The organism is Pseudomonas maioricensis, from assembly GCF_022790535.1.
Lineage (GTDB): Bacteria > Pseudomonadota > Gammaproteobacteria > Pseudomonadales > Pseudomonadaceae > Aquipseudomonas > Aquipseudomonas maioricensis.
The window spans coordinates 383117-407586 of the sequence record NZ_LOHG01000002.1 but is presented as its reverse complement, the minus strand read 5'-3'; the positions used below and the strand labels follow the sequence as shown (position 1 = coordinate 407586).

Genomic DNA, 24470 nt, shown 5'->3' with positions numbered 1-24470 from the left:
GCGAAAGTGCTGCGATTGAGGATGGGACCCATGCTTGCTGCGGTAAAGCCCATGCAAGGCAATGCCTAGGATAAGTGCAGCTTATGTTTGAATCGCTTGGTGAGATGTCGCTGGATCTGTTGCGTGCGTTCGAGGCCGCGGCGCGATTGCGCAGTTTCACGGCGGCAGCGATTGAGCTGGGTACCACTCAGCCCTCCGTCAGTCAGCAGATCAAGCGCCTTGAGGAGCAACTGGCGACACGGTTATTCGACCGGATTTACCGTGGCATTGAGCTGACGGACGCCGGCGAAATTCTGTTCAACCATGTGCAGTCCGGCCTGCAGTCGATGGACGCGGGGTTGATCACCATCACTCATCAGCACCAGCATGAAGTTCTGCAGGTCGCTACAGACTTCGCTTTTGCTGCTTATTGGCTGATGCCACGTCTTCATCGCTTTCACGAGGCCAATCCTGATGTGGACGTCAGCCTGGTCACCAGTGAGCGCAGCCACAGCATGCTGCGCGCCGATATCGATGTTGCGGTGTTGTTCGGTGATGGGCGTTTCAAGCAGGGGGAAAGCCGCTGGTTGTTCAGCGAAGAGGTTTTCCCGGTATGCAGCCCGCAATTGTTGGCCGGACGCGAGCCGCCGTTATCCACTGATGTACTGCGCGAATTCCCGCTGCTGCACTTGCGTGGTGAAGGCAGCGCTAACTGGTTTGACTGGGGCGGCGTGTTCAGAGCGCTGAATATTCCTCAGGCCCCTGCTCCCGGCCAGTTGCGCTTCGACAACTACACCTTGCTGATTCAGGCAGCCATTGCGGGCCAGGGCGTGGCCATCGGCTGGCGTCACTTGGTGGATGCGCTCCTCGATCAAGGCCTGCTCTGCCGCCCCATCGCAGCGACTGCTGTCTCCGGTTATGGCTATTACGTGGTTCTGCCGCAACGCAAACGAAGGGTGCAGATCGTTCAGCAGTTCGTGGATTGGCTGGCGAGTGAACAGGCGCAGAGTGGCGATGGGCTCGCGGGCAGACCGCTGCCGCCGATTGCGGTATAGGCAAGTTGTCCAGGTGTCCCTGACACCACGTTGTCGCGAAGCAAACACGGACCCTGTAGGAGTGAGCGTGCTCGCGATAGCGTCAGCCCAGACGGTAACTTCTCAACAGGTCTACCGTTATCGCGAGCAAGCTCACTCCTACAGAGATTGAATTAAATGTTAGCCAAGGGAGCACTTACACCCATGTCAGAGATTCAGGGCTATCACGCCCATGTTTACTTCGATGCTGACACCATCGAGCAAGCGCGGGCCTTGTGTAAGGCGTCGGTCGAGAAGTTTGGGTTGGCGATGGGCCGTGTTCACGAGCGACCGGTTGGCCCGCACACCGACTGGAGCTGTCAGTTGGCGTTTGATCATCAGCAATTTGCCGATGTGATGCTGTGGCTGGCGCTGAATCGTAATGGTCTGGTGGTGTTTACCCATCCGCTGACTGGCGATGAGTTGGCGGATCATACCGAGCACGCCATCTGGATGGGCGCGGTACGGCCTTTGAATCTGGGGATGTTCAAGCGGTGAAGATGAACACTGTACCTGTAGGAGCTGCCGAAGGCTGCGATGGCGGTGTGTCAGAAGTACCGTTTCGCAGCCTTCGGCAGCTCCTACAGTCAGGTTTTGATTAATTCAAAACGCCATCCAGAATCGCGTAAACAATCCCGGTACCGACAGCGATCAACACCACGTCAGTGCCCATACGACGCCACTCGTAGCCGTCATAACGTGGCAGGTGTTGCAGCGAACGAGCGTCCAGGCGCTTACCGTAGCCTGGTGGCAGAGGACGGCCTTTGACGACATGAATATTCGGCGGTAGCGGCTGACCACGGCCGATCACATCGCGGTGCTGCTGGATGGTGTTACGCACACCGTCAAAATTTTCAGGTGGGCGGTTGCCGCCGCGGTTTTCCTGATGCGCTTGTTGCGGGCGATTTTGATTGCCGCGGCCCTGGCCCTGGTTGCCCTGGTCGTGGCCCCCTTTGCTCTGTGGGCCTGGACCTTGCTGCTGACCTTGACGGTTATCGTCAGGGCCACCGCGCTGATCTTGCGGTGCTGCTTGCAACAGCGGACTGGCGCTGATCATCAAGATACCCAGCCCGGCAATCAAACGGTTTGGCAGTTTCATGTGTTGCTCCTGAAAAATTCAATGCAGCAAAAAGGGGGTCAAGGCATGAACCTTGAACCCCTCTGCCTGACTACTTAGTACAGGCGTTTGCGCTTTGATTCCTCTGTATCAGGAACTTTACCTTCAGCTCACACGAGCTTTACGAACGCCTTCGGCCAAGGCTGCACACAGGCTCAGCACGTCGTCGACGCCCTGCTCTGGCGACGCGGCATTGGCGATCTTGTCCACCAGTGCCGAGCCGACCACTACGCCGTCCGCGAGGCGAGCGATGGCGGCTGCCTGCTCCGGTGTACGGATACCGAAGCCGACACAGATTGGCAGGCTGGTATGACGATGCAGACGCTCGATCGCACCTTCGACGTGTTCTGTTGTTGCCGAGCCAGCGCCTGTCACGCCCGCAACCGACACGTAGTAAACGAAGCCGGAACTGCGCTCAAGAACACGCGGCAGACGCGCATCGTCGGTGGTCGGTGTGGTCAGGCGGATGAAGTCGATACCCGAGGCCTGGGCAGGCGTCGCCAGTTCGGCGTCATGCTCCGGCGGCAAGTCGACGATGATCAAACCATCGACGCCTGCTTCGCTGGCAGCGGCGACGAATTTCTCAACACCAAAACGATGGATCGGGTTGTAGTAACCCATCAGCACGATCGGCGTGGTCTGATCGTCGACGCGGAACTCGCTGACCATCTGCAGGGTTTTCAGCAGCGTCTGACCGGCGTCCAGAGCGCGCAGTGTCGCCAGCTGGATGGCTACACCGTCAGCCATCGGGTCGGTGAACGGCATGCCGAGTTCGATCACGTCTGCACCGGCTGCGGGCAGGCCCTTGAGCACTTTCAGCGAGGCGTCATAGCCAGGATCGCCAGCGGTGATGAACGTCACCAGTGCCGCGCGGCCTTCGGTTTTCAGCTGGGCGAAACGTTGTTCGAGGCGGCTCATACCAGCTTCTCCTGATTCTGTTCGGCGGCGGCCATGTGATTCATGACGGTTTGCATGTCTTTGTCACCACGACCCGAAAGGCATACGACCATCAGGTGGTCATCGCGCAGGTTGGTCGCACGCTTCATGGCTTCGGCCAGGGCGTGAGCGGTTTCCAGCGCCGGGATGATGCCTTCGAGCAGGCAGCAGTGGTGGAAGGCTTCCAGCGCTTCTTCGTCGGTGATGCTGACGTATTCGACGCGTTTCACTTCGTGCAGGTAAGCGTGCTCCGGGCCAATGCCCGGGTAGTCCAGACCGGCGGAAATCGAGTGCGCGTCAGTGATCTGACCGTCGTTGTCCTGCAGCAAGTAAGTGCGGTTGCCGTGCAGTACACCTGGCACTCCACCGTTGAGGCTGGCGGCATGTTTGTCGGTATCCACGCCATGGCCACCTGCTTCGACGCCAACGATTTCCACGCTGCTGTCATCCAGGAACGGGTGGAACAAACCCATGGCGTTGGAACCGCCGCCGACGCAAGCGATCAGGCTGTCTGGCAGACGACCTTCTTTTTCCTGCATCTGAACCTTGGTTTCCTTGCCGATAATCGACTGGAAGTCACGGACCATCGCTGGATAAGGGTGCGGGCCAGCCACAGTGCCGATCAGGTAGAAGGTGTCATCGACGTTGGTTACCCAGTCACGCAGTGCTTCGTTCATAGCGTCTTTAAGGGTGCCGGTGCCGGAGGTCACGGGCACGATTTCGGCGCCCAGCAACTTCATGCGAAATACGTTGGCTTGCTGACGCTCGATGTCGGTAGCGCCCATGTAGATCACGCAAGGCAGGCCAAAACGTGCTGCAACAGTGGCCGTGGCCACGCCGTGCATGCCAGCGCCGGTTTCAGCAATCAGGCGCTTTTTGCCCATGCGCTTGGCCAGCAGAACCTGGCCGATACAGTTATTGATCTTGTGCGCGCCGGTGTGATTAAGCTCTTCGCGCTTGAAGTAGATTTTGGCGCCGCCGCAGAACTCGGTCAGGCGCTCGGCGAAGTACAAAGGGTTGGGGCGACCGATGTAATCACGCTGGAAATAGGCGAGTTGCTCGACGAATTCCGGGTCGGCTTTCGCCGCTTCGTACTCGCGGTTCAAGTCGAGTACCAAGGGCATCAGGGTTTCGGCAACGTAACGGCCGCCGAACGAACCGAACAGGCCATTGGCATCTGGGCCATTACTGAAGTTGGTCTGGGTCATGTGACCTCCAGGGTCGAAAAGCGAATGAGTGAGCCGGATCGGCAATGAACACACTTTAACCAGAGCCAACCCTTCTGAAAACCGATAAGATCTCGGCAACCTGTCAGGAAAACTCACAGATATCATGAGCCGGGACCTTCCTCCGTTAAACGCATTGCGGGCCTTTGAAGCTACTGCGCGCTTGAACAGCGTCAGTCAGGCGGCTGAACAGCTGCACGTTACACACGGTGCCGTGAGTCGGCAGTTGAAAGTGCTTGAAGAACACTTGGGCGTCGCCTTGTTCGTCAAGGACGGCCGTGGCCTTAAACTCACAGATGCGGGTATTCGCCTGCGAGACGCCAGCGGCGACGCGTTTGACCGTCTGCGCGTTGTGTGTGCCGAGCTAAGCCAGGGCAATGCGGATGCCCCGTTTGTATTGGGTTGTTCCGGGAGCCTGCTGGCGCGCTGGTTTATTCCACGCCTGGGCCGATTGAATGCGGACCTGCCGGATCTGCGATTGCACTTGTCAGCGGGTGAAGGCGATCTGGATCCGCGTCGCCCCGGGCTGGATGCGTTGCTGGTGTTCGCTGAGCCGCCGTGGCCTGCGGATATGCAGGTGTTCGAGTTGGCGAGTGAGCGAATTGGTCCGGTGTTAAGTCCGCACTTCGCCCGTTATGCACAGTTGCAGCAAGCTCCGCTGCACGAGTTACTCAACGAAACCCTTCTGCAAACCACCTCGCGGCCACAAGCCTGGCCCAGTTGGGCGGAACAAAACGGCATCGACCCGAAGGCGCTGCAATATGGGCAGGGTTTTGAGCATCTGTATTATTTGCTGGAGGCGGCCGTTGCAGGCCTGGGTGTCGCAATTGCGCCTGAGCCGCTGGTGACAGATGACCTGCGGGCTGGTCGCCTGGTTGCGCCGTGGGGTTTTACTGAAACCCCGGCGCAACTGGCTTTGTGGGTTCCCAAACGTGCCGCTGACGGGCGCGCTCAATCATTGGCCAAGTGGCTAAAGAACGAGCTGAAACGTTCGGGACGACCCTGAGCTGTTTGATCAGTTGCCGCGTTTGCACAGCAGGTAGGCAGCCAACAGGCCAACCGCACCGACTGCAACACCGGCTGTAGTCCATGGATGCTCTTGCGCGTAGTCGCGGGTAGCAACGCTGGTTTCACGGGTTTTGACTTTGACGTCTTCGTAGACATCGCTCAGCAGGCTGCGCGAGTGGCTCAGCGCGCTTTCAGCGTTGGCTTTCAAATTTTTGAGAGTCCTGCGTGATTCGTCCGAAGCATCGGATTTCAGGCTTTCCAGCGATTTCAGCAGACTTTCGATTTCCGCTTCCATGCTTTGAAGCGAGGCTTTACGTAGTGAAGTGCTAGCCATGATGTTTCTCCTGCAATGGTGAGTGGCGTGTGTTGCTTCCGACTACACGCTTTTCAGAAAGTGCGTTTGTTTTTCGCAAAGTTGTGTTTTCACAAAGTGCTGAACTTTTAGGCCGCTTTTCCCCACAGAGGTAAGGAGCGAAGTGACTGCTACGCTCGTAAAGACCTTTAGGAGAACTGCCATGACTGATCATCACACGTACAAGAAGATCGAGCTGGTTGGCTCGTCTACCACCACTATCGAAGACGCGATCAATAATGCGTTGGCCGAAGCCAGTAAAAGCATCAAGCATCTTGAATGGTTTGAGGTCGCTGAGACCCGTGGCCACATTGAAGATGGCAAGGTTGCGCACTATCAAGTGACTCTGAAAGTGGGCTTCCGAATTGCCAACAGCTGACCATTGCTGAACTTTCGCACTGGCTGAATGCCATATCCTCCGCTACACAGATAGAGCCCGGTGCGGCGAACGATCGTCGGCGTGGTTAATTCTTTCAAGTTATCTGCTGAGCTGATGACCTGTTTTGGCCTGACGAAGGAGTTTGACCAATGAAGAAGTTTCTATTGGCGGTATGTTTGCTGAGCATCGCCGGGACCACCCTGGCGGCTGGCAAGCCGTGCGAAGAGTTGAAGGCGGAAATTGACGCAAAGATCCAGGCTAAAGGCGCTTCGTCCTACACGCTTGAAGTCGTCGATAAAGGCAGCGTGACCGACAAGACCGTTGTCGGCAGCTGTGAAGGCGGCACCAAGGAAATCGTGTATCAGCGCGGCTGATCATGTTGCAGATACAAAAAAACCGACTCGTTGAAGTCGGTTTTTTTGTGTCTGCTCAGTTCCGTTGGAGCGAGGCTTGCCCGCGAATTACCCCGTACATATGCCTAGGCAAACCGCGTTATCGTTCTTCGCGGGCAAGCCTCGCTCCAACAAGAATCAACCTCGAGCCTCAGCCAGAATTTCATATGAGCGCAACCGGTCTGCATGCTCATACATATCGCAGGTGAAGATCAGTTCATCAGCATCAGTCTGCTCCAGCAAGACATCCAGCCTGGCGCGGATTTTCTCTTTGCTGCCAACCATCGCCAAACCAAGGAAGTCAGCTACGGCGGCCTTCTCGTGAGGCAGCCACAGGCCTTCCATGCTTTTCACAGGTGGTTTCTGCACCAGGCTCTGGCCGCGCATCAGCGAAAGAATGCGTTGATACAGCGACGTCGCCAGATATTCAGCGTGCTCGTCCGTATCGGCCGCCACCAGAGGCACGCCGAGCATTACGTATGGCTTGTCGAGTACCGCCGAAGGTTCGAAGTGATTGCGATAAACCCGAATGGCTTCATGCATGTAACGCGGCGCAAAGTGCGAAGCGAACGCGTAAGGCAAGCCGCGTTGCCCGGCGAGTTGAGCACTGAACAGGCTTGAGCCGAGCAACCAGATCGGTACGTTGGTACCGGTGCCAGGAACGGCGATGACTCGTTGATCGGGCGTGCGTGGGCCGAGATAGGCCATGAGCTCTGCCACATCCTCCGGGAAATCATCGGCGCTGCCAGAGCGCTCGCGGCGCAAGGCGCGAGCGGTCATCTGGTCAGAGCCGGGCGCACGGCCAAGGCCCAGATCGATGCGACCCGGATACAGGCTTGCCAAGGTGCCGAACTGCTCGGCAATCACCAGTGGAGCGTGGTTAGGCAGCATCACACCACCCGCTCCCACGCGAATCGTCGAAGTGCCGCCCGCCAGGTAGCCAAGCAGCACAGAGGTCGCCGAACTGGCGATGCCATCCATATTGTGGTGTTCGGCCACCCAGAAACGGTTGTAGCCCAGTTTCTCGACGTGTTGTGCCAGATTCAGGGAGTTGCGCAGCGATTCTGCAGGGCCCTTGTCGTGGCGTACGGGAACCAGATCAAGCGTAGAAATCTTCACATCAGCTAAACGTTTCATAGGTCGTCAACGATCCTCGAAAGTGTTTTTGCAGGCTTGGTACATGACCCGTCAGATGAAGAAAACGCTGATGACCGAAACCCACGGTTGTTAAAGAGGATAAGGGCATATGCTTCAGATTCAATCCCTAAAGTAGAAAAATGCTACTTTATTTTCGGGTCTTCCTTCCGTTGAACTTTCCAGAGCGAGCTATCCTCAGAACCCTTAACCCCGTGCGAAACCGCACTTATCCATGAGGAGACACCATGAGCATTGTCAAAAAAGCATCGGCCCACTGGGAAGGCGACCTTAAGACTGGCATCGGCAGCATCTCCACTGAGACCGGCGTATTGCGTGAAGCGCCATACGGCTTCAAGGCTCGCTTCGAAGGCGGTAAAGGCACCAACCCTGAAGAATTGATCGGCGCAGCGCACGCGGGCTGCTTCTCGATGGCCCTGTCGATGATTCTGGGCGGTGAGAACCTGACTGCAGAAAGCATCGATACCACCGCTGATGTCACCCTGGACCAGGTTGATGGCGGCTTTGCGATTACCGCTGTCCACTTGACGCTGAAAGCCAAAGTGCCGGGTGCGACTCAAGAGCAGTTCGACAAGCTGACCGCCGCGGCCAAAGAAGGCTGCCCGGTGTCGAAAGTCCTGAACGCGAAAATCACCCTGGACGCTACGCTGCTTAGCTGATCGGGGCAGGACAGATGATTGACCTGTAGGAGCTGCCGAAGGCTGCGATAGCGGAGTCTCAGGACTATCGCTTTCGCATCCTTCGGCAGCTCCTACAGTGTTCGGCGTAGGGTCGACTCTCCCTACCCCTCCACATCCAGCATCCATTTGCGACGAACCTTTCGACGATGCCAGGCCGAGTTGTATTGACGGCTTTCGCGCGCCTGGGCAATCAGCTGGCAGCCGCCCTCTTCGGCAGTCCCTAACGTGAATCCACGGCTCGCCCCAATGGCATGCTTATCCGAGCCGTAGAACGCGATCACTCGCACTTCCAGGCTGGAAAAGACCCAGTCCTGTGTTGGCTTGTGGCCTTGCATGGGGATCGCATGAAGCAGGGCCAGACGCTGGATAAGGGAGGCAAAGGAACCAATGTGAGTGAAGTCGCCGGTACCCAACGGTCCTTGGCGGGTGGCGTTGTGCAGGATCAGATCCTGTTCGATCTCGCCTTTGCTTTCCTCACGAATGTCAGTGACATCGCAACACAACTCACCTTGGTTGGTGTTGAGTACCAGCACAATCTGATTAATGAAGATTGGCTCGGCACTCATATTGCTGATCAGGCATAGCGAGCCAATGCCTTTCCCGGCTCCCCGGTTGATGATGATCCGAGGCCTGCGCTGGCGGCGGTAATTGTTCAACAGCAATTGTGCGTAAAGCACCCAGACGATCAGCGTACCGATGCTGATAAGGACCGTCAGGGCGTCCTTGTACTGGATAACCCATTGGATGAAAGGTGCGTTCATACATCACTCAGTCAGTTAATCGTCAGGATGTGATGAAGCGCGCACAAAGAAGTTCGACCCGACTGACGAGTGCCGAACTTGCGGATGCTGGCTAATGTCTATGAAGGGCTACGGCGCAGCGTGAGAATCAGTCTGGCGCGTGTCGTATGCGAGGTATGAAGGAGTTGGGCATGAAACGTTTCGCATTGGCAGTATTGGGTGTCTCGTTGGCCTCTGGTGCCATGGCTGCGCCCAAAGATTGTGAGGAGCTAAAGATCGAAATCGAAGCCAAGATCCAGGCCAACAATGTCAGCTCCTACACGCTGGAAATCGTCACCAATGACGAGGTTCACGACCAGAACATGGTGATCGGGAGTTGCGATAACGGCACGCGAAAAATCATTTATCAGAAAAACGACCGCTGATCGTCAGATGCACGAAACATGGTCCTCGGTGGCGAGGACTTTACGTTGGGCATCCAGCAGTTCGGCGCTCACGTTGTTGGCCAGCGAGCGGACTTCGATCATGTAGCGCTGCCCCGCTGTGAAATTCGGGTAATGCAGTTCTACATAACACGTCAGCTCGGTGTACTCGTCGCCCATCGCTGTAAAGCCGCCGTAGTGGACTTCATAGTCATAGCGAACCTGCAGTCGATGGTTGCCCGGTGATATCTGGAAGTAGCGGCCGTCGTAGGTGGTTTTGCCGTCCACTTTGTCAGCCATGACCAGCTTGCCAGTCATGGTGCGCATATCGACCCATGCCTGTGCCGGGTCAACGGCTGGCATTGGTCCCGCGCAGCCAGCCAGAGTGGTCAGTGCCAGGAGCATCAGTAAAGGGCGCATAGTCAGTCGGCTCGGCTTCAAGGTGGCGATAGTAGTTGCGAAAGGCCGGTGCTGTCCGGCATAACGCGCCATGTGTGCAACTTTAAAGGCTGTCCATGCGGAGTCTCAACGTTTTATGCCTGTGGCGCAGTTGGCCTTTTTTGGCGATCTTGTTGCTGGGTGGCTGTTCTAGCCTCAGCTATTACGACCAGCTAGTGAGCGGCCAGTTTCAGTTGTTGCGAGCCCGTGAGCCGGTCGAGGATGTGATTGCGGATCAAACCCGCGATCCGAAACTTCGCCAGCGTTTGACTCTGTCCCAACAAGCGCGGACTTTCGCCAGCAGCCAGCTGCATCTACCAGACAATAAAAGCTACCGGCTCTATGCCGACCTTGGTCGTCCCTACGTGGTCTGGAATGTGTTCGCCACGGACGAGTTCTCACTGGAGCCTGTTACGCATTGCTTCCCTATCGCGGGCTGTGTCGCCTATCGCGGCTACTACAGCGTTGGCGGTGCGAGGGGCGCAGCGGCATTACAGCGCCAGGAAGGGAAAGACGTATACGTCAGCGGAGTTGAAGCTTATTCCACCCTTGGTTGGTTCAACGACCCGATTCTGAGTTCGATGCTGGGTTGGGACGATGAGCGTCTGGCGACCTTGATCTTTCACGAACTGGCTCATCAGCGTTTCTATGTGAAGGACGACACTGAGTTCAACGAGTCTTACGCCAGCTTCGTCGAGCAGGAAGGCACCCGTCAATGGCGCGTTGCGCGTGGTCTTGATCCGCAGCGGCTAACGCAGTCAAAGCAGCGGGATGAGCTTACCCGCTTGGTGCTGGCTACCCGGGAGCGTTTGAAAAAGCTTTATCGACAACCGCTGAGCGTTAAGCTGATGCGCGAGCGCAAGGCTGCGGAATTCGAAAGACTGCGCAATGACTACCGTGTGCTGCGTGACCAGCAGTGGTCGGGCGACAAGCGTTATGACGCCTGGATCAACGCGCCCATGAACAACGCCAGATTGCTGCCCTTTGGGCTCTATGACCAATGGGTGCCAGCTTTTGCAAGGCTGTTCAAAAACGTGAACGGGGACTGGCAGGCGTTTTATGCACAGGTGGAGCGCTTGGGCGAATTGCCGATCGCGCAGCGCCGGGCTGAGTTGCAGAGGTTGGTGGGTAGGTCTGAGTAAACATAATTCTCTGTAGGAGCTGCCGAAGGCTGCGAAAGATTGGTCCTGAAACACCGCTATTCGCAGCCTTCGGCAGCTCCTACAGGGGATGATGCAGGTTGTTACTTCAACCCCGACATCTTCTGAATCGCGCCCTTGAGCTCGTCGTCCGAGCAGTCGCCGCAGGTGCCTTTGGGCGGCATGGCGTTAAGGCCTGTGATTGCCTTGGCCAGCAGGCCATCAAGGCCGCCCTGATGATCGGCTCGCTCTTTCCAGGCGGCGGCGTCACCAATTTTCGGCGCGTTCAACAGCCCAGCGCCGTGGCAGGCATTGCAGTGTTTGGCAATAATGTCGTCGGGGCTTTTGGCCGCTCCGCCGCCAGTGGATGCGACGACTTCCATTCCCGCGCACTCCTTGCCCTGGACACAGACCTGGCCGACCGGCTCCAGCCGCTTGGCGATCTCTTCATGGGTCGCTGCCTGAGCGTTGAACGCCCAAAAAGTTAATGCGGCGGCAACGGCCAGAATCTTATTAGTCAGGTTCACGCTTACACCCTCATGGTGACTATTCACGCTCGCCTGCCACGGTTTAGCAGGCCGCGAAAGTATAGCCCCTCGCCTGAGGTACCGAAACAACCCTTCAATCAGAAAGGTTATTATCCGACGGCTCGGCGTTGAGGGTAGGGTTTGCGCAGGCCCGTATTTACCGGGCCTGTAGCTTAGAAATTGGCCGGGGTGGCTGCGCTGATTAGTCGCGCCGGCACGTCGAACGGGTTACGAAAGCGATGCGGTTTGGTGCTTTCGAAGTAGTAGCTGTCGCCGGCTTCAAGAATGTAAGTATCCAGCCCAACTACCAGCTCCAGACGGCCTTCCACCAGAATGCCGGTCTCTTCTCCCTCATGAACCAGCATCTCCTCGCCGGTATCGGCACCGGGCGGGTAGATCTCGTTAAGGAAAGCGATTGCGCGGCTCGGATGAGCTTTGCCTACCAGTTTCATGGTCACTGCGCCGTCCGAGATATCGATCAGCTCGCTGGCTTTGTAGACCACTTGAGTCGGGTTCTGCTGCTCGAGCTCTTCGGAGAAGAACTCCACCATGGACATGGGAATCCCGCCGAGCACTTTGCGCAGTGAACTGATCGAAGGGCTTACGCTGTTTTTTTCGATCATGGAGATGGTGCTGTTGGTCACGCCTGCTCGTTTGGCAAGCTCGCGTTGGGACAGGCCCTTGAGTTTACGAATGGATTGCAGTCGTTCACCGACGTCCAATGCGGCAGTCCTCCTAGATGGGTCAGGCAAGGTCGAGTTGAGCGCCATCATGGCAATAGCGTTCAGTATTTACAACACTTGGACCTGTTACGGAATATCCAGAGAACCGGCTGGCAAACATTACCCCTGTAGGAGCGCACGAGCACCGCGAGGCCGCGATGGCGGAGTGTCAGGCACACCGCTATCGCGGCCTCGCGGTGCTCGTGAGCTCCTACAGAAAAAAGCTTCTCTACTCAGAGAGCTATCTTAGTTTTGATAAATCCGTGGTACACGACGCAGATTGCAGAAAATCCGATACGGAATGGTGCCCGCACGGGTCGCCACGTCGCTGGCCAGAACATTCTTGCCCCACAGCTCGACCCGGCTTCCCAGACCTGCCTGTGGCAAATGGCTCAGGTCGACGCAAAGCATGTCCATCGACACGCGTCCCAGCAGTTGACTCGGCTGACCATCGATAAGCACCGGTGTACCGGTGGGCGCTTCGCGTGGATAGCCGTCGGCATAACCCATGGCGACCACGCCAACGCGGGAGGCGCGCTCAGTGATGAACGTTGCGCCGTAGCCGACCGGTTCGCCTGCTGGCAAATCGCGGACACAGATGATTTTTGATTCAAGCGTCATGACCGGTTGCAACTGATCGGCAATGGCTTGTGGTCGATCAAACGGTGTCGCGCCGTAGAGCATGATGCCGGGGCGTACCCAATCGCTGGGTACATCTGACCAGCCCATGACTGCCGGGGAATTGCGCAGGCTGATTTCGGCGGTCATGCCCTGACGGGCAGCTTCGAATACGGCAACCTGTTCTGCGCAGCTGGAACTGTCCAGTTCATCTGCACGTGCGAAGTGGCTCATGAGCACGATCTTCGTCACTTTGCCGCTGGCTTGAAGGCGTTGATAGGCGGCCTGAAACTCCTGCGGGTGGAGCCCGACGCGGTGCATGCCCGAGTCCATCTTTAGCCAAATGGTCAGCGGTTTATGCACGCGGGCCTGTTCGATAGCCTCCAGTTGCCACAGCGAATGCACCACGCACCAGAAGTCATGCTCGACGATCAGGTCCAGCTCATCGGCTTCGAAGAAACCTTCCAACAACAGAATGGGCGCGCTAATACCGGCAGCGCGTAACTCCAGTGCTTCTTCGATGCAGGCCACGGCGAAACCATTGGCCTCGGCCTCAAGTGCCTGGGCAACCTGCACTGCACCATGGCCGTAAGCGTCAGCTTTGATCACCGCGAGGGCTTTCGCGCCGGTGGTGTCGCGTGCCAGGCGGTAGTTATGACGCAGGGCTTGAAGGTCGATAAGAGCGCGAGCTGGACGCATGGTGGGATTCTGACGGCAAAGGAATGGAACTGTAGGAGCTGCCGAAGGCTGCGAATGGTCTTGGTCGCTGAGGTGACTTCAAGAGTGTTCGCAGCCTTCGGCAGCTCTTACAGGGGAAATATGTTGCTAAGGAAGCGCTGCCACAACCGACAGCTCAACCAGTATTTCCGGTTCGCACAGCTTGGCTTCAACGGTGGCGCGCGCAGGTGCCACGCCTTTTGGCAGCCATGTGTCCCAAACGCTGTTCATCCCGGCAAAGTGGGCGTCGATGTCTTTCAGGTAAATCGTCACCGAAAGGATGCGGCTTTTGTCAGTACCGGCCAACTCCAGCAATCGCTCGACGCTGTGAAGGGTCTCGCGGGTCTGCTGCTCGATCCCGGCAGCCATGTCGTCGCCGACCTGGCCTGCAAGATACACAGTGCCGTTGTGGACGACGACTTGGCTCATGCGCTCATTAGTGAGCTGGCGCTGGATGGACATTCTTTGCGATCTCCTTGGAACTGCCGTAGCGAGAAATATCGAGGCCTTCGGCGCTGATCTGGGGTTTATGGCGAGCAATCAGGTCTGCCAGCAAACGACCCGAACCGCAGGCCATGGTCCAGCCCAGCGTACCGTGACCGGTATTCAGGAACAGGTTGCGAAACGGAGTGGCGCCGACAATCGGCGTCCCATCGGGTGTGGTCGGGCGCAGACCGGTCCAGAAACTGGCCTGGCTCAAGTCACCGCCGCGAGGATAAAGATCGTTGACGATCATCTCCAGCGTTTCCCGTCGACGCGGGTTCAACGACAGATCAAAACCGGCAATCTCGGCCATGCCGCCAACCCGGATACGGTTGTCGAAACGGGTGATCGCCACCTTGAAAGTCTCGTCGAGAATGGTCGACGTCGGGGCCATCGCCGGGTCGGTGATCGGCACTGTCAGCGAATAGCCCTTGAGCGGATACACCGGAGCCTTGATGCCCAGCGGCTTGAGCAACTGCGGCGAATAGCTGCCGAGTGCCAGGACGTAACGGTCGGCGGTTTCCAGCTTGCCGTCGATCCACACGCCATTGATGCGGTCGCCAGCGAAATCGATGCGCTCGATGGACTGGTTGTAGCGGAACTCGACGCCCAACTGCACAGCCATCTCGGCCAGGCGCGTGGTGAACATCTGGCAATCGCCGGTCTGGTCGTTGGGCAGCCGCAGTGCGCCCGCAAGGATATTGGTGACGCCCGCCAACGCCGGCTCAACCCGGGCAATATCGTCGCGGTTCAGCAGCTCGAATGGCACGCCGGATTGCTCAAGGACCGCGATGTCCTTGGCGGCGTTATCCAGTTGCTCCTGAGTGCGGAACAGCTGCGTCGTACCCAGCGTTCGGCCCTCATAGGCGATGCCGGTTTCGGCACGCAACTCGTCCAGACAATCGCGGCTGTATTCAGACAGACGAACCATGCGTTCTTTGTTCACGGCATAACGACTGGCCGTGCAGTTGCGCAGCATTTGCGCCATCCAAAGGTACTGGTCGATATCGGCAGTGGCTTTGATCGCCAGCGGTGCATGGCGCTGAAGCAGCCACTTGATAGCCTTGAGCGGCACGCCGGGCGCAGCCCACGGTGACGCATAACCTGGTGAAACCTGGCCCGCGTTGGCAAAGCTGGTTTCCATGGCCACTGCAGGCTGACGGTCAACGACAGTCACTTCCATGCCGGCCCGTGCCAGATAATAGGCACTCGTCGTACCGATCACACCACTACCAAGGACCAGAACGCGCATGTCGATTTACCTCATCGCGGATATCCGCTGACGTTTTGAAGTTTTAAGCAAGGATGTGTGCAGTATATGCAGCTGCGGGCAGTGCTTTTCACTGTATAAGCGCCTATATTTGGCGGGATTTCTCGCTAAAAAAGCCTTTGGGAGAGGGGATTTACCCATGCGTACGCAGCATCAGTCCAAACGTGAGCTGGACAAGATCGACCGCAGCATTCTGCGCATCCTCCAGGCTGACGGCCGGATCTCCTTCACCGAGCTGGGCGAGCGCGTGGGCTTGTCTACCACGCCTTGCACAGAGCGGGTCCGCCGACTGGAGCGCGAAGGCATCATCATGGGCTACAACGCCCGCCTCAACCCGCAAAATCTCAAGGCTAGCCTATTGGTGTTCGTCGAGATCAGCCTGGACTATAAATCGGGCGATACCTTCGAAGAGTTCCGCCGCGCCGTGCTGAAATTACCCCATGTGCTGGAGTGTCATCTGGTGTCGGGCGACTTCGATTACCTGGTCAAGGCGCGTATTTCGGAAATGGCCTCGTACCGCAAATTGCTGGGCGACATCCTGCTCAAGCTGCCCCATGTACGGGAGTCCAAGAGCTATATCGTGATGGAAGAGGTGAAAGAGAGTCTGAATCTGCCGATTGCGGATTGAGACCAGGCCAGTCCTGAAATATGGCGGATCTTCAGTTGGAGCCGAGCTTGCTCGCGATGAAGGCAACTGGTTTTATCTGCAAGATTGCGGCGCCTGCATCGCGGGCAAGCCCGGCTCCCACAATTGGAATCCCTTCCGGCTTTTAAACCAACACCTGCCGCGTCGACGCTATGTACTCGTGAATCTGTTTCTCGACTCGCGGATGAATCATCTCCACAGGCCTGCGGCCATTGGGGCATGGCAGGGTCGGCGTGGTGCCGAACAGGCGGCAGATCAGCGGGCGTTCGTCGTAGACCGTGCAACCGTTGGGTCCAAGGTGGACGCAGTTGAGTTCGTCCATGGCCGCATCCTGCTCGGCCACAGTCTTGCGCGGCAGGCGAGACATTTCTTCCGGAGACGTGGTCACCGGGCCGCAGCAGTCATGGCAGCCAGGGACGCATTCGAAAGAAGGGATCTGCTGGCGTAACGCACGAATTTTCTGACTGTTGCAGCTCATCGAAACTTACCCACTGTGAATGGGCGTGATTTTGCCTCAGTCCGGCTGTTCAAGACAGCACCGTCTGGATAGTGCCTTGCCCGTCGCCGAACCTGCGGCTTATCCTCGGGGACATTTTTCAGACACAAGCAACGGGATCCCGCCATGAACGCCCGCGTTCAACCATCGACCGCCGCTCACCAGCACGCCGCTTCTTATTACGCCGCCAGCAGCCGTCCACAGACGGACTATCCGCTGTTGCAAGGCCAGATTCAGGCTGACGTTTGCGTGGTGGGTGGCGGCTTTTCCGGCCTGAATACGGCGATTGAACTGGTCGAGCGCGGCTTGAGCGTGGTGCTGCTGGAAGCGAGAAAAATTGGCTGGGGCGCCAGCGGGCGTAATGGCGGGCAGTTGATTCGCGGCGTTGGCCACGGTCTTGAACAATTCACGGGCGTGGTCGGTGCTGAAGGCGTGCGGCAGTTGAAGCTGATGGGAATTGAGGCGGTCGAAATCGTGCGTCAACGTGTTGAGCGTTATGGCATCGAGTGCGATCTGACCTGGGGTTATTGCGACCTCGCCAACAAGCCTCGGGATCTCGTCGGGCTGGCCGATGATGCTGATGAGCTGCGCGATTTGGGTTATCGCCATTCATTAAAACTGCTGCAGGCTAGCGAGATGCACAGCGTAGTGGGTTCGGACCGCTACGTGGGTGGCCTTATCGACATGGGATCCGGGCATTTACACCCGCTGAATCTTGCGCTGGGCGAAGCCGCTGTGGCGCAATCGTTGGGTGTGAAAGTGTTCGAGCACTCGGCGGTGACCCGCATCGACTATGGCCCGCAGGTCAAAGTGCATACTGCGCAGGGCCTGGTTCAGGCCAAGACATTGGTACTGGGCTGCAATGCGTATTTGAATGATCTGAATCCGCAGCTCAGCGGCAAAGTCTTACCCGCCGGTAGCTACATCATCGCTACCGAGCCGTTGAGTGAAGAACAGGCTTTGCAGTTGCTGCCTCAGAATATGGCCGTGTGTGATCAGCGTGTGACGGTGGACTATTTCCGGCTTTCGGCGGATCGGCGTCTTTTGTTTGGTGGGGCTTGTCACTATTCAGGGCGTGACCCGCAAGACATCGCGGCGTATATGCAGCCCAAGATGCTCAAGGTGTTCCCGCAGTTGGCGGCAGTGAAAATCGATTATCAGTGGGGCGGCATGATCGGCATCGGTGCCAACCGCTTGCCGCAGATCGGTCGCTTGAAGGACCAGCCCAACGTGTACTACGCCCAGGCCTATTCCGGACACGGCCTGAACGCGACCCATCTGGCTGGCAAGCTGCTTGGCGAAGCCATTGCCGGGCAACACAGCAATGGTTTCGAGCTGTTCGCCAAAGTCCCGCACATTACCTTCCCCGGCGGCAAGCATCTGCGCTCACCATTGCTGGCGCTGGGGATGCTTTGGCATCGGTTGAAGGAATTGCGTTGAGGCTGAAGCTGGCTGATGAACGACTGTGGTCTAACAAGAAACTGCGGTCTCCTGTGGGAGCTGGGCTTGGTCTGGGCGGCTCCCACAGGTTTCACCAAGCCTGGAGATCACTCCCGCCAAAACGGTTTCAACCCTTCCCGCATCGCCTGACCGGAGCTAAGGCCGATATCACTCAGCTGCTCTTCGGTCAGATTCAGCAGCCCCCTGCGTGATGTCCAGCGATGGCGATACAGCGCCCAGCGACTGAGCTTCGGTGCATTCGCTGTCTTGGTGACAACTGCTTTGCCGTTGCTCAGTTCCTGGCTGTAAAGCGCCAACCGCACATCACTCAACCCGTTCATGTTCCCAACCCTCGTTTCGTTCTGGTGTGGGCACATGATGAATCGACGCGACAAACCATGACAGATTCAAACAAATCTATTTATATGCATACAGATGTTTTCATAACGTCGCTGAATGCTGTATTTTTCTCCAATCTGTATGGCTAGCCATCTAAAACACCGAGAGTATGCTCATGACACTCTACGTCAACCTCGCCGAGTTACTGGGCACACGTATCGAAAACGGATTTTATCGGCCGGGTGACAGGCTGCCCTCTGTGCGGGCTTTGAGTGTTGAACATGGCGTGAGCCTTAGTACGGTGCAGCAGGCGTATCGCGTGCTGGAAGACAGCGGCCTTGCCCTGCCCAAGCCCAAGTCCGGGTATTTTGTGCCGGTCAGCCGCGCTGTTCCGGCACTGCCGGTCATTGGTCGTCCGGCGCAGCGTCCTGTGGATATCTCCCAGTGGGATCAGGTGCTGGACCTTATGCGGGTCAAGGCGCTGCCGAATCTTGTGCAACTGGGGCGTGGCATGCCTGACGTCAGCAGCCCTACGTTGCGCCCGCTGATGCGCGCCCTTGGCCGTATCAGTCGCGATGAGCAAATGCCCGGTCTGTATTACGACAGCATTCAGGGTAACCAGACACTTCGCGAGCAAGTTGCTCGCTTGTTGCTGGATTCGGGCTGCAACCTGACCGCCAACGATTTGCTGATCACCACCGGTTGCCACGAGGCGCTTTCGGCCAGCGTTCGGGCCATCTGTGATCCGGGGGATATCGTCGCCGTGGACTCGCCAAGCTTTTTCGGCGCCATGCAGACGCTGAAAGGCCTGGGCATGAAAGCCCTGGAAATCCCTACCGATCCCGTGACCGGCATCAGTCTCGAAGCACTGGAACTGGCGCTTGAGCAATGGCCGATCAAGGTCATACAGCTGACGCCCAACTGCAACAATCCGCTGGGCTATGTCATGCCGGAAAATCGCAAGCGTGCCTTGCTGACCCTGGCTCAGCGCTTTGACGTGGCGATCATCGAAGACGATGTGTATGGCGATCTGGCGTTCAGTTATCCGCGGCCGCGGACGATCAAATCCTTCGACGAAGACGGCCGGGTTCTGCTGTGCAGCTCGTTCTCCAAGACGCTTGCGCCAGGGCTGCGCATCGGTTGGGTTGCGCCGGGCCGTTATCTGGAACGTGTCCTGCACATGAAGTACATCGGCACCGGTTCAACAGCGCCTCAGCCGCAACTGGCCATTGCCGAATTTCTTGAGGGTGGACATTACGAGCCGCACCTGCGGCGCATGCGCAGTCAGTACCAACGCAGTCGCGAGCAAATGATTGACTGGGTCATGCGTTACTTTCCGGCGGGTACGCGGGTCAGTCGTCCACAAGGTGGTTTCATGCTGTGGGTCGAGCTTGCCGAGGATTTCGATACGTTGCGTCTGAATCGTGCGCTGTTGACCAAGGGCGTACAGATTGCCGTTGGCAGTATTTTTTCCGCCTCTGGCAAATACCGTAATTGCCTGCGAATGAATTTCGCTGCCAAGCCGTCTCCAGAGGTCGAGAACGCGGTGCGCACGGTCGGTGAAACTATTTCACAACTGATTGCCGAGCAATCGACGCCTGTTTCGTAACTTTTCCGGGGTTTTTGCGGTCATATCGCCAAGCTGTAATTTCCGGATGATCATTTTGAAAAAGACTTGGGCCCTGCCCTTTTTTCTGTTTGTCGCGTCGTGGATCAGCGGCTGTTCGCACGTTCACATTCCCAACGAGCCCAGTCAGGCGTTGCCACCGACGGATTCGGCGTTTGGCCGCTCTGTGCAGGCGATGGCTCAGCCTCACGAGGGTCGTTCGGGTTTTCGCCTGCTGTCTAACAGCACCGAAGCGTTCATGGCGCGTGCCGAACTGATTCGTAATGCCCGCACCAGTCTGGATTTGCAGTACTACATCGTCCATGACGGTTTGAGCACCCGCGCCTTGATTGATGAGTTGCTCAAGGCGGCTGATCGCGGTGTTCGCGTGCGCATCCTGCTGGACGACACCACCAGCGACGGGCTTGATCACTCCATCGCTACCCTGGCCGCTCATCCCAATATTCAGATTCGACTGTTCAACCCCCAGAGTCTTGGGCGCGAGACCGGCGTGACCCGCAGTGTGGGGCGGCTGTTGAATCTGTCGCGGCAGCACCGGCGCATGCACAACAAACTGTGGCTGGCCGACAGCAGCGTGGCCATTGTGGGTGGGCGTAATCTGGGTGATGAATACTTCGATGCCGAAGAAAACCTGAATTTTACCGACATCGACATGCTTAGCGTCGGTCCGGTGGCCGAGCAGCTCGGGCACAGCTTCGATCAGTACTGGAACAGCACACTGAGCAAACCCATCGCCGAGTTCATGTATTTCCTGCCGACGACTCGCGATCTGGCCAAGGCGCGCAAACGTCTTGAGGCATCGCTCGTAGAATCACAGCACAAACACAAAGCGCTGTACGACCGCCTGATGGCGTACCAGAAAAACCCGCGTCTCAGAATCTGGTTCAACGAATTGATCTGGGCGCATAACCAGGCGTTGTGGGATGCACCTACCAAAGTGCTGGCCCGGGGCGAACCAGATCCGCATCTGCTGCTGACCACGCAACTGGCACCTGAGCTGCTCAACGCGAACAAGGAGCTGATACTGGTTTCCGCCTACTTCGTGCCGGGTGAAGAAGGTTTGCTGTATCTGACCGGGCGTGCCGATGCCGGGGTTTCGGTCAGTTTGCTGACCAACTCCCTTGAAGCGACCGATGTGCCAGCCGTCCACGGCGGTTATGCGCCTTATCGCAAGGCGTTGCTGGAGCATGGCGTGAAGCTGTTCGAAATGCGCCGCCAGCCGGGTGATCCCGGCAGTGCTAGCGGTGGCAGCGGGCCTCATTTGTTCAGCAAAAGCGGAACGTTTGGCGGCGGTTCGGATTCCAGTCTGCACAGCAAGGCGATGACATTCGATCGCCGTAAAGTGTTCGTCGGCTCCTTCAACTTCGACCCGCGCTCGGTGCTGTGGAACACCGAAGTCGGCGTGCTTGTGGACAGCCCGGAACTGACCGAAGCGCTGCGCGAACTGGCCTTGCAAGGTATGCAACCGACCCTGAGTTATGAAGCGAAACTGGAAGACGGCAAGGTGGTGTGGGTCACCGAAGACGACGGTAAAATCCACACCCTGTACAAAGAGCCCGGCGATACCTGGCGGCGCTTGAACGCATGGTTCAGCCGGGTCATCGGCCTGGAGAAAATGCTCTAGGCCGTTGGAACCGGCTGAACCCCGAACGCCCCGCGCCGCAACGACAGCACGACCAGGCCAAATGCTCCTGCCGCCATCAACAGTGGCAGCGCCTGACCGCTGACCCACTGGCTGCCTGCCCCGGCCGCCAGTGGCCCCAGCAAACAACCGATCCCCCACAGCTGCGCCACGTGCGCATTGGCGCGAACCAGTGCGTCATCGCGGAAGCGTTCTCCGATCAGAATCAGCGACAGGGTGAACAAGCCACCGGCGCTGGCCCCGAACAGTACCCACAGCGGCCAGATCAGCACGGTATTCACCAGCAGCGGCACCAGCAGGCTTGAAACCATCAACGCCACGGCACAGCTCGAAAACAGCGTGCGCCGTGAGACCTTGTCGGCCAGTGCGCCAATTGGCAACTGCAAAAGCGCGTCACCCACTACCACAGTGCTGATCATTGCCAGGGCGATTTCCGGCGTGAAGCCCTGGCGCAGGCAATAGATCGGCAGCAAGGTCAGGATCAGTGCCTCGAAGGCGGCGAACAGTGCTACCGCCCATGCGATTGCGGGCATGGAGCGACAAAAGGCGAACAGGTCGATGAAGGTGACGCGACATGCATCGGCACTCGGTGCCCCGCTTCTGCCCAGCAGCAAAAACGGCGAAATGATCAGCAGCGCTACACCGACCCAAAACCCTGTGTCGTGCTCTGTGCGCAGTGCGCCAAGCAGCAGCGGTCCGGCCAGTTGGCACAGCGCGTAAGTGCTGCCATACAGCGCGACGAGACGGCCACGCCATTTTTCGATGACCAGTTGATTGATCCAGCTTTCACCGAGGATGAAGACGATCGTCAGGATCACGCCGAGCATCAGCCGTAATACCAGCCACACCGTGTAGTACGGCAGCAGCGCGAGCAGGCCTACAGACAGCGCCCCGGCCCACAGGCAGCGGCGCATCAGTGCGGCAGTGCCGAAGCGTGCAGCAAGGCCGCTGGCCAGGCTGGCGCCGAGCAGCACGCCAATAGCGGGCATCGCCGCCATTACGCCAATGGCGAACGAGCCGTAACCCCAGCTTTCCAGTCGCAGGGACACCAGCGGCATGCTGACACCCAATGCCAGCCCGACCGAAAGCACCGACGCCAGCACCGCGAAATAAGTACCCCAACGCATCCCACGCTCCTGTGGATCAAAAGGCCAAGACGAAACAGCCGGGCTATCCCAAGGGAAGCCCGGCTGTTTTTACAATTTCGTTCAGGCGCGGATTAATTTTTGTGGGAGCAGAGCTTGCTCGCGATAAAGGCACCGCGGATATCAGGCAAATCGCATCCGGCCTTATCGCGAGCAAGCTCCGCTCCTACAAAATCTACCCACCCTGCCGGACCGATAGCAGCTACAACTTAATCCACGTCGATTTCAGTTCGGTGTACTTGTCGAACGCATGCAGCGACTTGTCGCGGCCATTGCCCGATTGTTTGAAACCACCGAACGGCGCGGTCATGTCACCGCCGTCGTATTGATTGACCCACACGCTACCCGCACGCAGCGCTTTGGCGGTCAGGTGGGCTTTGGACAGGTTGGCGGTCCAGACGGCAGCAGCGAGGCCGTACGGCGTGTCGTTGGCAATCTGAATCGCCTCCTCGGCCGTATCAAACGTCAACACCGACAGAACCGGGCCGAAGATCTCTTCCTGAGCGATCTTCATGGCATTGGTCACACCGTCGAAAATCGTCGGCTCGACGTAGGTGCCGCCAGTTTCCTGGAGAATACGTTTGCCACCCACCACCAGTTTCGCACCGCCGGTGTGGCCCGCCTCGATATAGGACAGCACGGTGTTCATCTGTTGAGTGTCGACCAGTGCACCAACGGTGGTGGCCGGGTCCAACGGATTGCCCGGCTTCCAGCTCTTGAGGGCTTCAATGACCATGGGCAGGAATTTGTCCTTGATCGAACGCTCTACCAGCAGCCGTGAACCCGCAGTGCAGACTTCGCCCTGGTTGAATGCGATGGCGCTGGCTGCAGATTCAGCAGCGGCCTGCAAATCCGGAGCATCGGCAAAGACGATGTTCGGGCTCTTGCCTCCAGCTTCCAGCCAGATGCGCTTCATATTCGATTCGCCGGAGTAGACCAGCAATTGCTTGGCAATTTTCGTCGAGCCGGTGAACACCGCCGTGTCGACATCCATGTGCAGAGCCAGCGCCTTGCCCACGGTGTGGCCGTAACCCGGCAGTACGTTGAGCACGCCAGCCGGAATGCCTGCCTCAATCGCCAGCTGTGCAATGCGAATGGCCGTCAGCGGAGACTTTTCCGAAGGCTTGAGAATGACAGAGTTACCGCTGGACAGCGCCGGGCCGAGTTTCCAGCTTGCCATTAGCAGCGGGAAGTTCCACGGCACGATGGCGGCGACAACGCCAACCGGTTCGCGAGTGACCAGGCCCAGTTGGTCATGGGGCGTTGCGGCCACCTCGTCATACAGCTTGTCGATAGCTTCGCCGCTCCAGCTCAGAGCTTGGGCTGCGCCGGGTATGTCGATGCTGTACGAATCGCTGATGGGCTTACCCATGTCCAGGGTTTCCAGCAGCGCCAGTTCTTCCACGTTTTTGTTGATCAGCGCGGCAAAGCGCAGCATGGCGGCCTTGCGTTTGACTGGCGCCAGCCGCGACCAGACGCCGGAGTTGAAGGTCTTGCGCGCACTTTCAACGGCGCGTTGTGCGTCGGCGGCGTCGCAACTGGCGACTTTGGCCAGCAGACGACCATCGACGGGGCTGATGCATTCGAATGTCTCACCGGAAGCGGCGTCGGAGTATTCGCCATTGATAAACGCGCGGCCTTCGATCTTCAGGTCCTTCGCGCGTTTTTCCCAGTCAGCGTGGGTCAGGGTGGTCATGCGTATGTCCTCCGCTTTATCGATTAGGGTGTGCCTGTTGGGTAGACTCGTGCAAAAAACAGACAA

General features: G+C 57.9%; 28 protein-coding genes. 12 read left to right on the top strand and 16 right to left on the bottom strand.

Going from position 1 to position 24470, the window contains the following annotated elements:
* The first annotated feature begins 83 nt into the window (after nucleotides 1-83).
* On the top strand, nucleotides 84-1034 hold the full coding sequence (locus AUC61_RS04530) for a choline sulfate utilization transcriptional regulator (RefSeq protein ID WP_243244650.1): 951 nt from the start codon (nucleotides 84-86) through the stop codon (nucleotides 1032-1034).
* 183 nt (nucleotides 1035-1217) lie between these two features.
* Nucleotides 1218-1550: a DOPA 4,5-dioxygenase family protein gene (locus AUC61_RS04525; protein WP_243244649.1), complete on the top strand. Its 333-nt coding sequence runs from the start codon at nucleotides 1218-1220 to the stop codon at nucleotides 1548-1550.
* A 100-nt stretch (nucleotides 1551-1650) separates the two neighbouring features.
* On the opposite strand, the gene AUC61_RS04520 is transcribed toward AUC61_RS04525, so the two are convergent.
* From AUC61_RS04520 to trpB, 3 genes are all read right to left on the bottom strand, one after another.
* Nucleotides 1651-2151 (bottom strand): anti-virulence regulator CigR family protein, encoded by a 501-nt coding sequence (locus AUC61_RS04520; protein WP_243244648.1) that lies wholly within the window; start codon nucleotides 2149-2151, stop codon nucleotides 1651-1653.
* A gap of 123 nt (nucleotides 2152-2274) precedes the next feature.
* Nucleotides 2275-3087, bottom strand: coding sequence for a tryptophan synthase subunit alpha (trpA, locus tag AUC61_RS04515; protein WP_243244647.1), 813 nt, complete (start codon nucleotides 3085-3087; stop codon nucleotides 2275-2277).
* Entirely contained in the window at nucleotides 3084-4313 is a 1230-nt protein-coding gene (gene trpB / locus AUC61_RS04510) for a tryptophan synthase subunit beta (RefSeq protein ID WP_243244645.1), read from the bottom strand. Before trpB ends, trpA begins: the two co-directional genes overlap by 4 nt.
* Before the next feature lie 124 nt (nucleotides 4314-4437).
* On the opposite strand from trpB, the gene AUC61_RS04505 reads away from it, so the two are divergent.
* A complete protein-coding gene (locus AUC61_RS04505) occupies nucleotides 4438-5337 on the top strand; it encodes a LysR family transcriptional regulator (protein WP_243244644.1) in 900 nt (299 codons plus the stop codon).
* Nucleotides 5338-5346: 9 nt separating this feature from the next.
* Here AUC61_RS04505 and AUC61_RS04500 read toward each other — a convergent pair whose 3' ends face one another.
* Nucleotides 5347-5673 carry an ElaB/YgaM/YqjD family protein gene (locus tag AUC61_RS04500; protein WP_122667219.1) on the bottom strand — a complete coding sequence of 109 codons (327 nt, stop codon included), beginning with the start codon at nucleotides 5671-5673 and terminating at the stop codon, nucleotides 5347-5349.
* Between the two features lie 181 nt (nucleotides 5674-5854).
* On the opposite strand from AUC61_RS04500, the gene AUC61_RS04495 reads away from it, so the two are divergent.
* Together AUC61_RS04495 and AUC61_RS04490 are read left to right on the top strand one after the other, a co-directional pair.
* A complete protein-coding gene (locus tag AUC61_RS04495; protein WP_087269534.1) occupies nucleotides 5855-6070 on the top strand; it encodes a dodecin in 216 nt (71 codons plus the stop codon).
* 149 nt (nucleotides 6071-6219) lie between these two features.
* Nucleotides 6220-6444, top strand: coding sequence for a DUF1161 domain-containing protein (locus AUC61_RS04490; RefSeq protein ID WP_243244641.1), 225 nt, complete (start codon nucleotides 6220-6222; stop codon nucleotides 6442-6444).
* A 156-nt stretch (nucleotides 6445-6600) separates the two neighbouring features.
* On the opposite strand, the gene AUC61_RS04485 is transcribed toward AUC61_RS04490, so the two are convergent.
* The gene (locus AUC61_RS04485; protein WP_243244640.1) at nucleotides 6601-7599 is read right to left on the bottom strand and encodes an LLM class flavin-dependent oxidoreductase; all 999 of its coding nucleotides are present in this window, start codon (nucleotides 7597-7599) and stop codon (nucleotides 6601-6603) included.
* 245 nt (nucleotides 7600-7844) lie between these two features.
* Between AUC61_RS04485 and AUC61_RS04480 the strand changes: the two genes are divergently transcribed.
* Nucleotides 7845-8276 (top strand): OsmC family protein, encoded by a 432-nt coding sequence (locus AUC61_RS04480; RefSeq protein WP_122667221.1) that lies wholly within the window; start codon nucleotides 7845-7847, stop codon nucleotides 8274-8276.
* A 122-nt stretch (nucleotides 8277-8398) separates the two neighbouring features.
* Here AUC61_RS04480 and AUC61_RS04475 read toward each other — a convergent pair whose 3' ends face one another.
* Entirely contained in the window at nucleotides 8399-9058 is a 660-nt protein-coding gene (locus AUC61_RS04475) for a hypothetical protein (RefSeq protein WP_205504776.1), read from the bottom strand.
* 170 nt (nucleotides 9059-9228) lie between these two features.
* On the opposite strand from AUC61_RS04475, the gene AUC61_RS04470 reads away from it, so the two are divergent.
* The gene (locus tag AUC61_RS04470) at nucleotides 9229-9462 is read left to right on the top strand and encodes a DUF1161 domain-containing protein (RefSeq protein WP_243244639.1); all 234 of its coding nucleotides are present in this window, start codon (nucleotides 9229-9231) and stop codon (nucleotides 9460-9462) included.
* 3 nt (nucleotides 9463-9465) lie between these two features.
* Here the strand turns inward: AUC61_RS04470 and AUC61_RS04465 are convergent, their stop codons facing one another.
* Complete coding sequence (locus tag AUC61_RS04465; protein WP_122667412.1) at nucleotides 9466-9879, bottom strand: PA0061/PA0062 family lipoprotein; 414 nt, start codon at nucleotides 9877-9879, stop codon at nucleotides 9466-9468.
* A 95-nt stretch (nucleotides 9880-9974) separates the two neighbouring features.
* Between AUC61_RS04465 and AUC61_RS04460 the strand changes: the two genes are divergently transcribed.
* Nucleotides 9975-11039, top strand: coding sequence for an aminopeptidase (locus AUC61_RS04460; protein ID WP_243244637.1), 1065 nt, complete (start codon nucleotides 9975-9977; stop codon nucleotides 11037-11039).
* Between the two features lie 101 nt (nucleotides 11040-11140).
* On the opposite strand, the gene AUC61_RS04455 is transcribed toward AUC61_RS04460, so the two are convergent.
* The 5 genes from AUC61_RS04455 to dadA all read right to left on the bottom strand — a co-directional run bounded on the left by AUC61_RS04455 (nucleotide 11141) and on the right by dadA (nucleotide 15355).
* Nucleotides 11141-11563 carry a c-type cytochrome gene (locus tag AUC61_RS04455; protein ID WP_243244636.1) on the bottom strand — a complete coding sequence of 141 codons (423 nt, stop codon included), beginning with the start codon at nucleotides 11561-11563 and terminating at the stop codon, nucleotides 11141-11143.
* Nucleotides 11564-11736: 173 nt separating this feature from the next.
* Complete coding sequence (locus AUC61_RS04450) at nucleotides 11737-12285, bottom strand: cupin domain-containing protein (protein WP_243244788.1); 549 nt, start codon at nucleotides 12283-12285, stop codon at nucleotides 11737-11739.
* A 246-nt stretch (nucleotides 12286-12531) separates the two neighbouring features.
* Complete coding sequence (gene alr / locus AUC61_RS04445) at nucleotides 12532-13602, bottom strand: alanine racemase (protein ID WP_243244635.1); 1071 nt, start codon at nucleotides 13600-13602, stop codon at nucleotides 12532-12534.
* A gap of 126 nt (nucleotides 13603-13728) precedes the next feature.
* Nucleotides 13729-14082: a RidA family protein gene (locus tag AUC61_RS04440; RefSeq protein WP_243244634.1), complete on the bottom strand. Its 354-nt coding sequence runs from the start codon at nucleotides 14080-14082 to the stop codon at nucleotides 13729-13731.
* Nucleotides 14057-15355 carry a D-amino acid dehydrogenase gene (gene dadA / locus AUC61_RS04435; RefSeq protein ID WP_243244633.1) on the bottom strand — a complete coding sequence of 433 codons (1299 nt, stop codon included), beginning with the start codon at nucleotides 15353-15355 and terminating at the stop codon, nucleotides 14057-14059. The genes AUC61_RS04440 and dadA overlap by 26 nt, the downstream gene beginning before the upstream one ends.
* A gap of 157 nt (nucleotides 15356-15512) precedes the next feature.
* Here dadA and AUC61_RS04430 point away from each other — a divergent pair, with 157 nt between their 5' ends.
* The gene (locus AUC61_RS04430) at nucleotides 15513-16001 is read left to right on the top strand and encodes an Lrp/AsnC ligand binding domain-containing protein (RefSeq protein WP_243244632.1); all 489 of its coding nucleotides are present in this window, start codon (nucleotides 15513-15515) and stop codon (nucleotides 15999-16001) included.
* Between the two features lie 142 nt (nucleotides 16002-16143).
* Here AUC61_RS04430 and AUC61_RS04425 read toward each other — a convergent pair whose 3' ends face one another.
* Nucleotides 16144-16497, bottom strand: a complete 354-nt coding sequence (locus tag AUC61_RS04425; protein ID WP_243244631.1) for a YkgJ family cysteine cluster protein — start codon at nucleotides 16495-16497, stop codon at nucleotides 16144-16146.
* A 144-nt stretch (nucleotides 16498-16641) separates the two neighbouring features.
* Between AUC61_RS04425 and AUC61_RS04420 the strand changes: the two genes are divergently transcribed.
* Nucleotides 16642-17955: an NAD(P)/FAD-dependent oxidoreductase gene (locus AUC61_RS04420; RefSeq protein WP_243244630.1), complete on the top strand. Its 1314-nt coding sequence runs from the start codon at nucleotides 16642-16644 to the stop codon at nucleotides 17953-17955.
* A gap of 107 nt (nucleotides 17956-18062) precedes the next feature.
* On the opposite strand, the gene AUC61_RS04415 is transcribed toward AUC61_RS04420, so the two are convergent.
* Nucleotides 18063-18296 (bottom strand): DUF1127 domain-containing protein, encoded by a 234-nt coding sequence (locus tag AUC61_RS04415; RefSeq protein ID WP_243244629.1) that lies wholly within the window; start codon nucleotides 18294-18296, stop codon nucleotides 18063-18065.
* 173 nt (nucleotides 18297-18469) lie between these two features.
* Between AUC61_RS04415 and AUC61_RS04410 the strand changes: the two genes are divergently transcribed.
* Complete coding sequence (locus AUC61_RS04410; RefSeq protein WP_243244627.1) at nucleotides 18470-19903, top strand: aminotransferase-like domain-containing protein; 1434 nt, start codon at nucleotides 18470-18472, stop codon at nucleotides 19901-19903.
* 55 nt (nucleotides 19904-19958) lie between these two features.
* Complete coding sequence (locus AUC61_RS04405; protein ID WP_422764980.1) at nucleotides 19959-21545, top strand: phospholipase D family protein; 1587 nt, start codon at nucleotides 19959-19961, stop codon at nucleotides 21543-21545.
* Here the strand turns inward: AUC61_RS04405 and AUC61_RS04400 are convergent.
* Together AUC61_RS04400 and AUC61_RS04395 are read right to left on the bottom strand one after the other, a co-directional pair.
* On the bottom strand, nucleotides 21542-22690 hold the full coding sequence (locus tag AUC61_RS04400; protein WP_243244625.1) for an MFS transporter: 1149 nt from the start codon (nucleotides 22688-22690) through the stop codon (nucleotides 21542-21544). The genes AUC61_RS04405 and AUC61_RS04400 overlap by 4 nt on opposite strands.
* A gap of 220 nt (nucleotides 22691-22910) precedes the next feature.
* Nucleotides 22911-24404: an aldehyde dehydrogenase gene (locus AUC61_RS04395; protein WP_243244624.1), complete on the bottom strand. Its 1494-nt coding sequence runs from the start codon at nucleotides 24402-24404 to the stop codon at nucleotides 22911-22913.
* Nucleotides 24405-24470 lie beyond the last annotated feature (66 nt).

What these genes read in the sequence shown, in the direction of transcription:
- AUC61_RS04530 (WP_243244650.1), top strand. Translation starts at nt 84, where the DNA reads ATGTTTGAATCGCTTGGTGAGATGTCGCTGGATCTGTTGCGTGCGTTC.
- AUC61_RS04525 (WP_243244649.1), top strand. Translation starts at nt 1,218, where the DNA reads ATGTCAGAGATTCAGGGCTATCACGCCCATGTTTACTTCGATGCTGAC.
- AUC61_RS04520 (WP_243244648.1), bottom strand. Translation starts at nt 2,151, where the DNA reads ATGAAACTGCCAAACCGTTTGATTGCCGGGCTGGGTATCTTGATGATC.
- trpA (WP_243244647.1), bottom strand. Translation starts at nt 3,087, where the DNA reads ATGAGCCGCCTCGAACAACGTTTCGCCCAGCTGAAAACCGAAGGCCGC.
- trpB (WP_243244645.1), bottom strand. Translation starts at nt 4,313, where the DNA reads ATGACCCAGACCAACTTCAGTAATGGCCCAGATGCCAATGGCCTGTTC.
- AUC61_RS04505 (WP_243244644.1), top strand. Translation starts at nt 4,438, where the DNA reads ATGAGCCGGGACCTTCCTCCGTTAAACGCATTGCGGGCCTTTGAAGCT.
- AUC61_RS04500 (WP_122667219.1), bottom strand. Translation starts at nt 5,673, where the DNA reads ATGGCTAGCACTTCACTACGTAAAGCCTCGCTTCAAAGCATGGAAGCG.
- AUC61_RS04495 (WP_087269534.1), top strand. Translation starts at nt 5,855, where the DNA reads ATGACTGATCATCACACGTACAAGAAGATCGAGCTGGTTGGCTCGTCT.
- AUC61_RS04490 (WP_243244641.1), top strand. Translation starts at nt 6,220, where the DNA reads ATGAAGAAGTTTCTATTGGCGGTATGTTTGCTGAGCATCGCCGGGACC.
- AUC61_RS04485 (WP_243244640.1), bottom strand. Translation starts at nt 7,599, where the DNA reads ATGAAACGTTTAGCTGATGTGAAGATTTCTACGCTTGATCTGGTTCCC.
- AUC61_RS04480 (WP_122667221.1), top strand. Translation starts at nt 7,845, where the DNA reads ATGAGCATTGTCAAAAAAGCATCGGCCCACTGGGAAGGCGACCTTAAG.
- AUC61_RS04475 (WP_205504776.1), bottom strand. Translation starts at nt 9,058, where the DNA reads ATGAACGCACCTTTCATCCAATGGGTTATCCAGTACAAGGACGCCCTG.
- AUC61_RS04470 (WP_243244639.1), top strand. Translation starts at nt 9,229, where the DNA reads ATGAAACGTTTCGCATTGGCAGTATTGGGTGTCTCGTTGGCCTCTGGT.
- AUC61_RS04465 (WP_122667412.1), bottom strand. Translation starts at nt 9,879, where the DNA reads ATGCGCCCTTTACTGATGCTCCTGGCACTGACCACTCTGGCTGGCTGC.
- AUC61_RS04460 (WP_243244637.1), top strand. Translation starts at nt 9,975, where the DNA reads ATGCGGAGTCTCAACGTTTTATGCCTGTGGCGCAGTTGGCCTTTTTTG.
- alr (WP_243244635.1), bottom strand. Translation starts at nt 13,602, where the DNA reads ATGCGTCCAGCTCGCGCTCTTATCGACCTTCAAGCCCTGCGTCATAAC.
- AUC61_RS04440 (WP_243244634.1), bottom strand. Translation starts at nt 14,082, where the DNA reads ATGTCCATCCAGCGCCAGCTCACTAATGAGCGCATGAGCCAAGTCGTC.
- dadA (WP_243244633.1), bottom strand. Translation starts at nt 15,355, where the DNA reads ATGCGCGTTCTGGTCCTTGGTAGTGGTGTGATCGGTACGACGAGTGCC.
- AUC61_RS04430 (WP_243244632.1), top strand. Translation starts at nt 15,513, where the DNA reads ATGCGTACGCAGCATCAGTCCAAACGTGAGCTGGACAAGATCGACCGC.
- AUC61_RS04425 (WP_243244631.1), bottom strand. Translation starts at nt 16,497, where the DNA reads ATGAGCTGCAACAGTCAGAAAATTCGTGCGTTACGCCAGCAGATCCCT.
- AUC61_RS04420 (WP_243244630.1), top strand. Translation starts at nt 16,642, where the DNA reads ATGAACGCCCGCGTTCAACCATCGACCGCCGCTCACCAGCACGCCGCT.
- AUC61_RS04415 (WP_243244629.1), bottom strand. Translation starts at nt 18,296, where the DNA reads ATGAACGGGTTGAGTGATGTGCGGTTGGCGCTTTACAGCCAGGAACTG.
- AUC61_RS04410 (WP_243244627.1), top strand. Translation starts at nt 18,470, where the DNA reads ATGACACTCTACGTCAACCTCGCCGAGTTACTGGGCACACGTATCGAA.
- AUC61_RS04400 (WP_243244625.1), bottom strand. Translation starts at nt 22,690, where the DNA reads ATGCGTTGGGGTACTTATTTCGCGGTGCTGGCGTCGGTGCTTTCGGTC.
- AUC61_RS04395 (WP_243244624.1), bottom strand. Translation starts at nt 24,404, where the DNA reads ATGACCACCCTGACCCACGCTGACTGGGAAAAACGCGCGAAGGACCTG.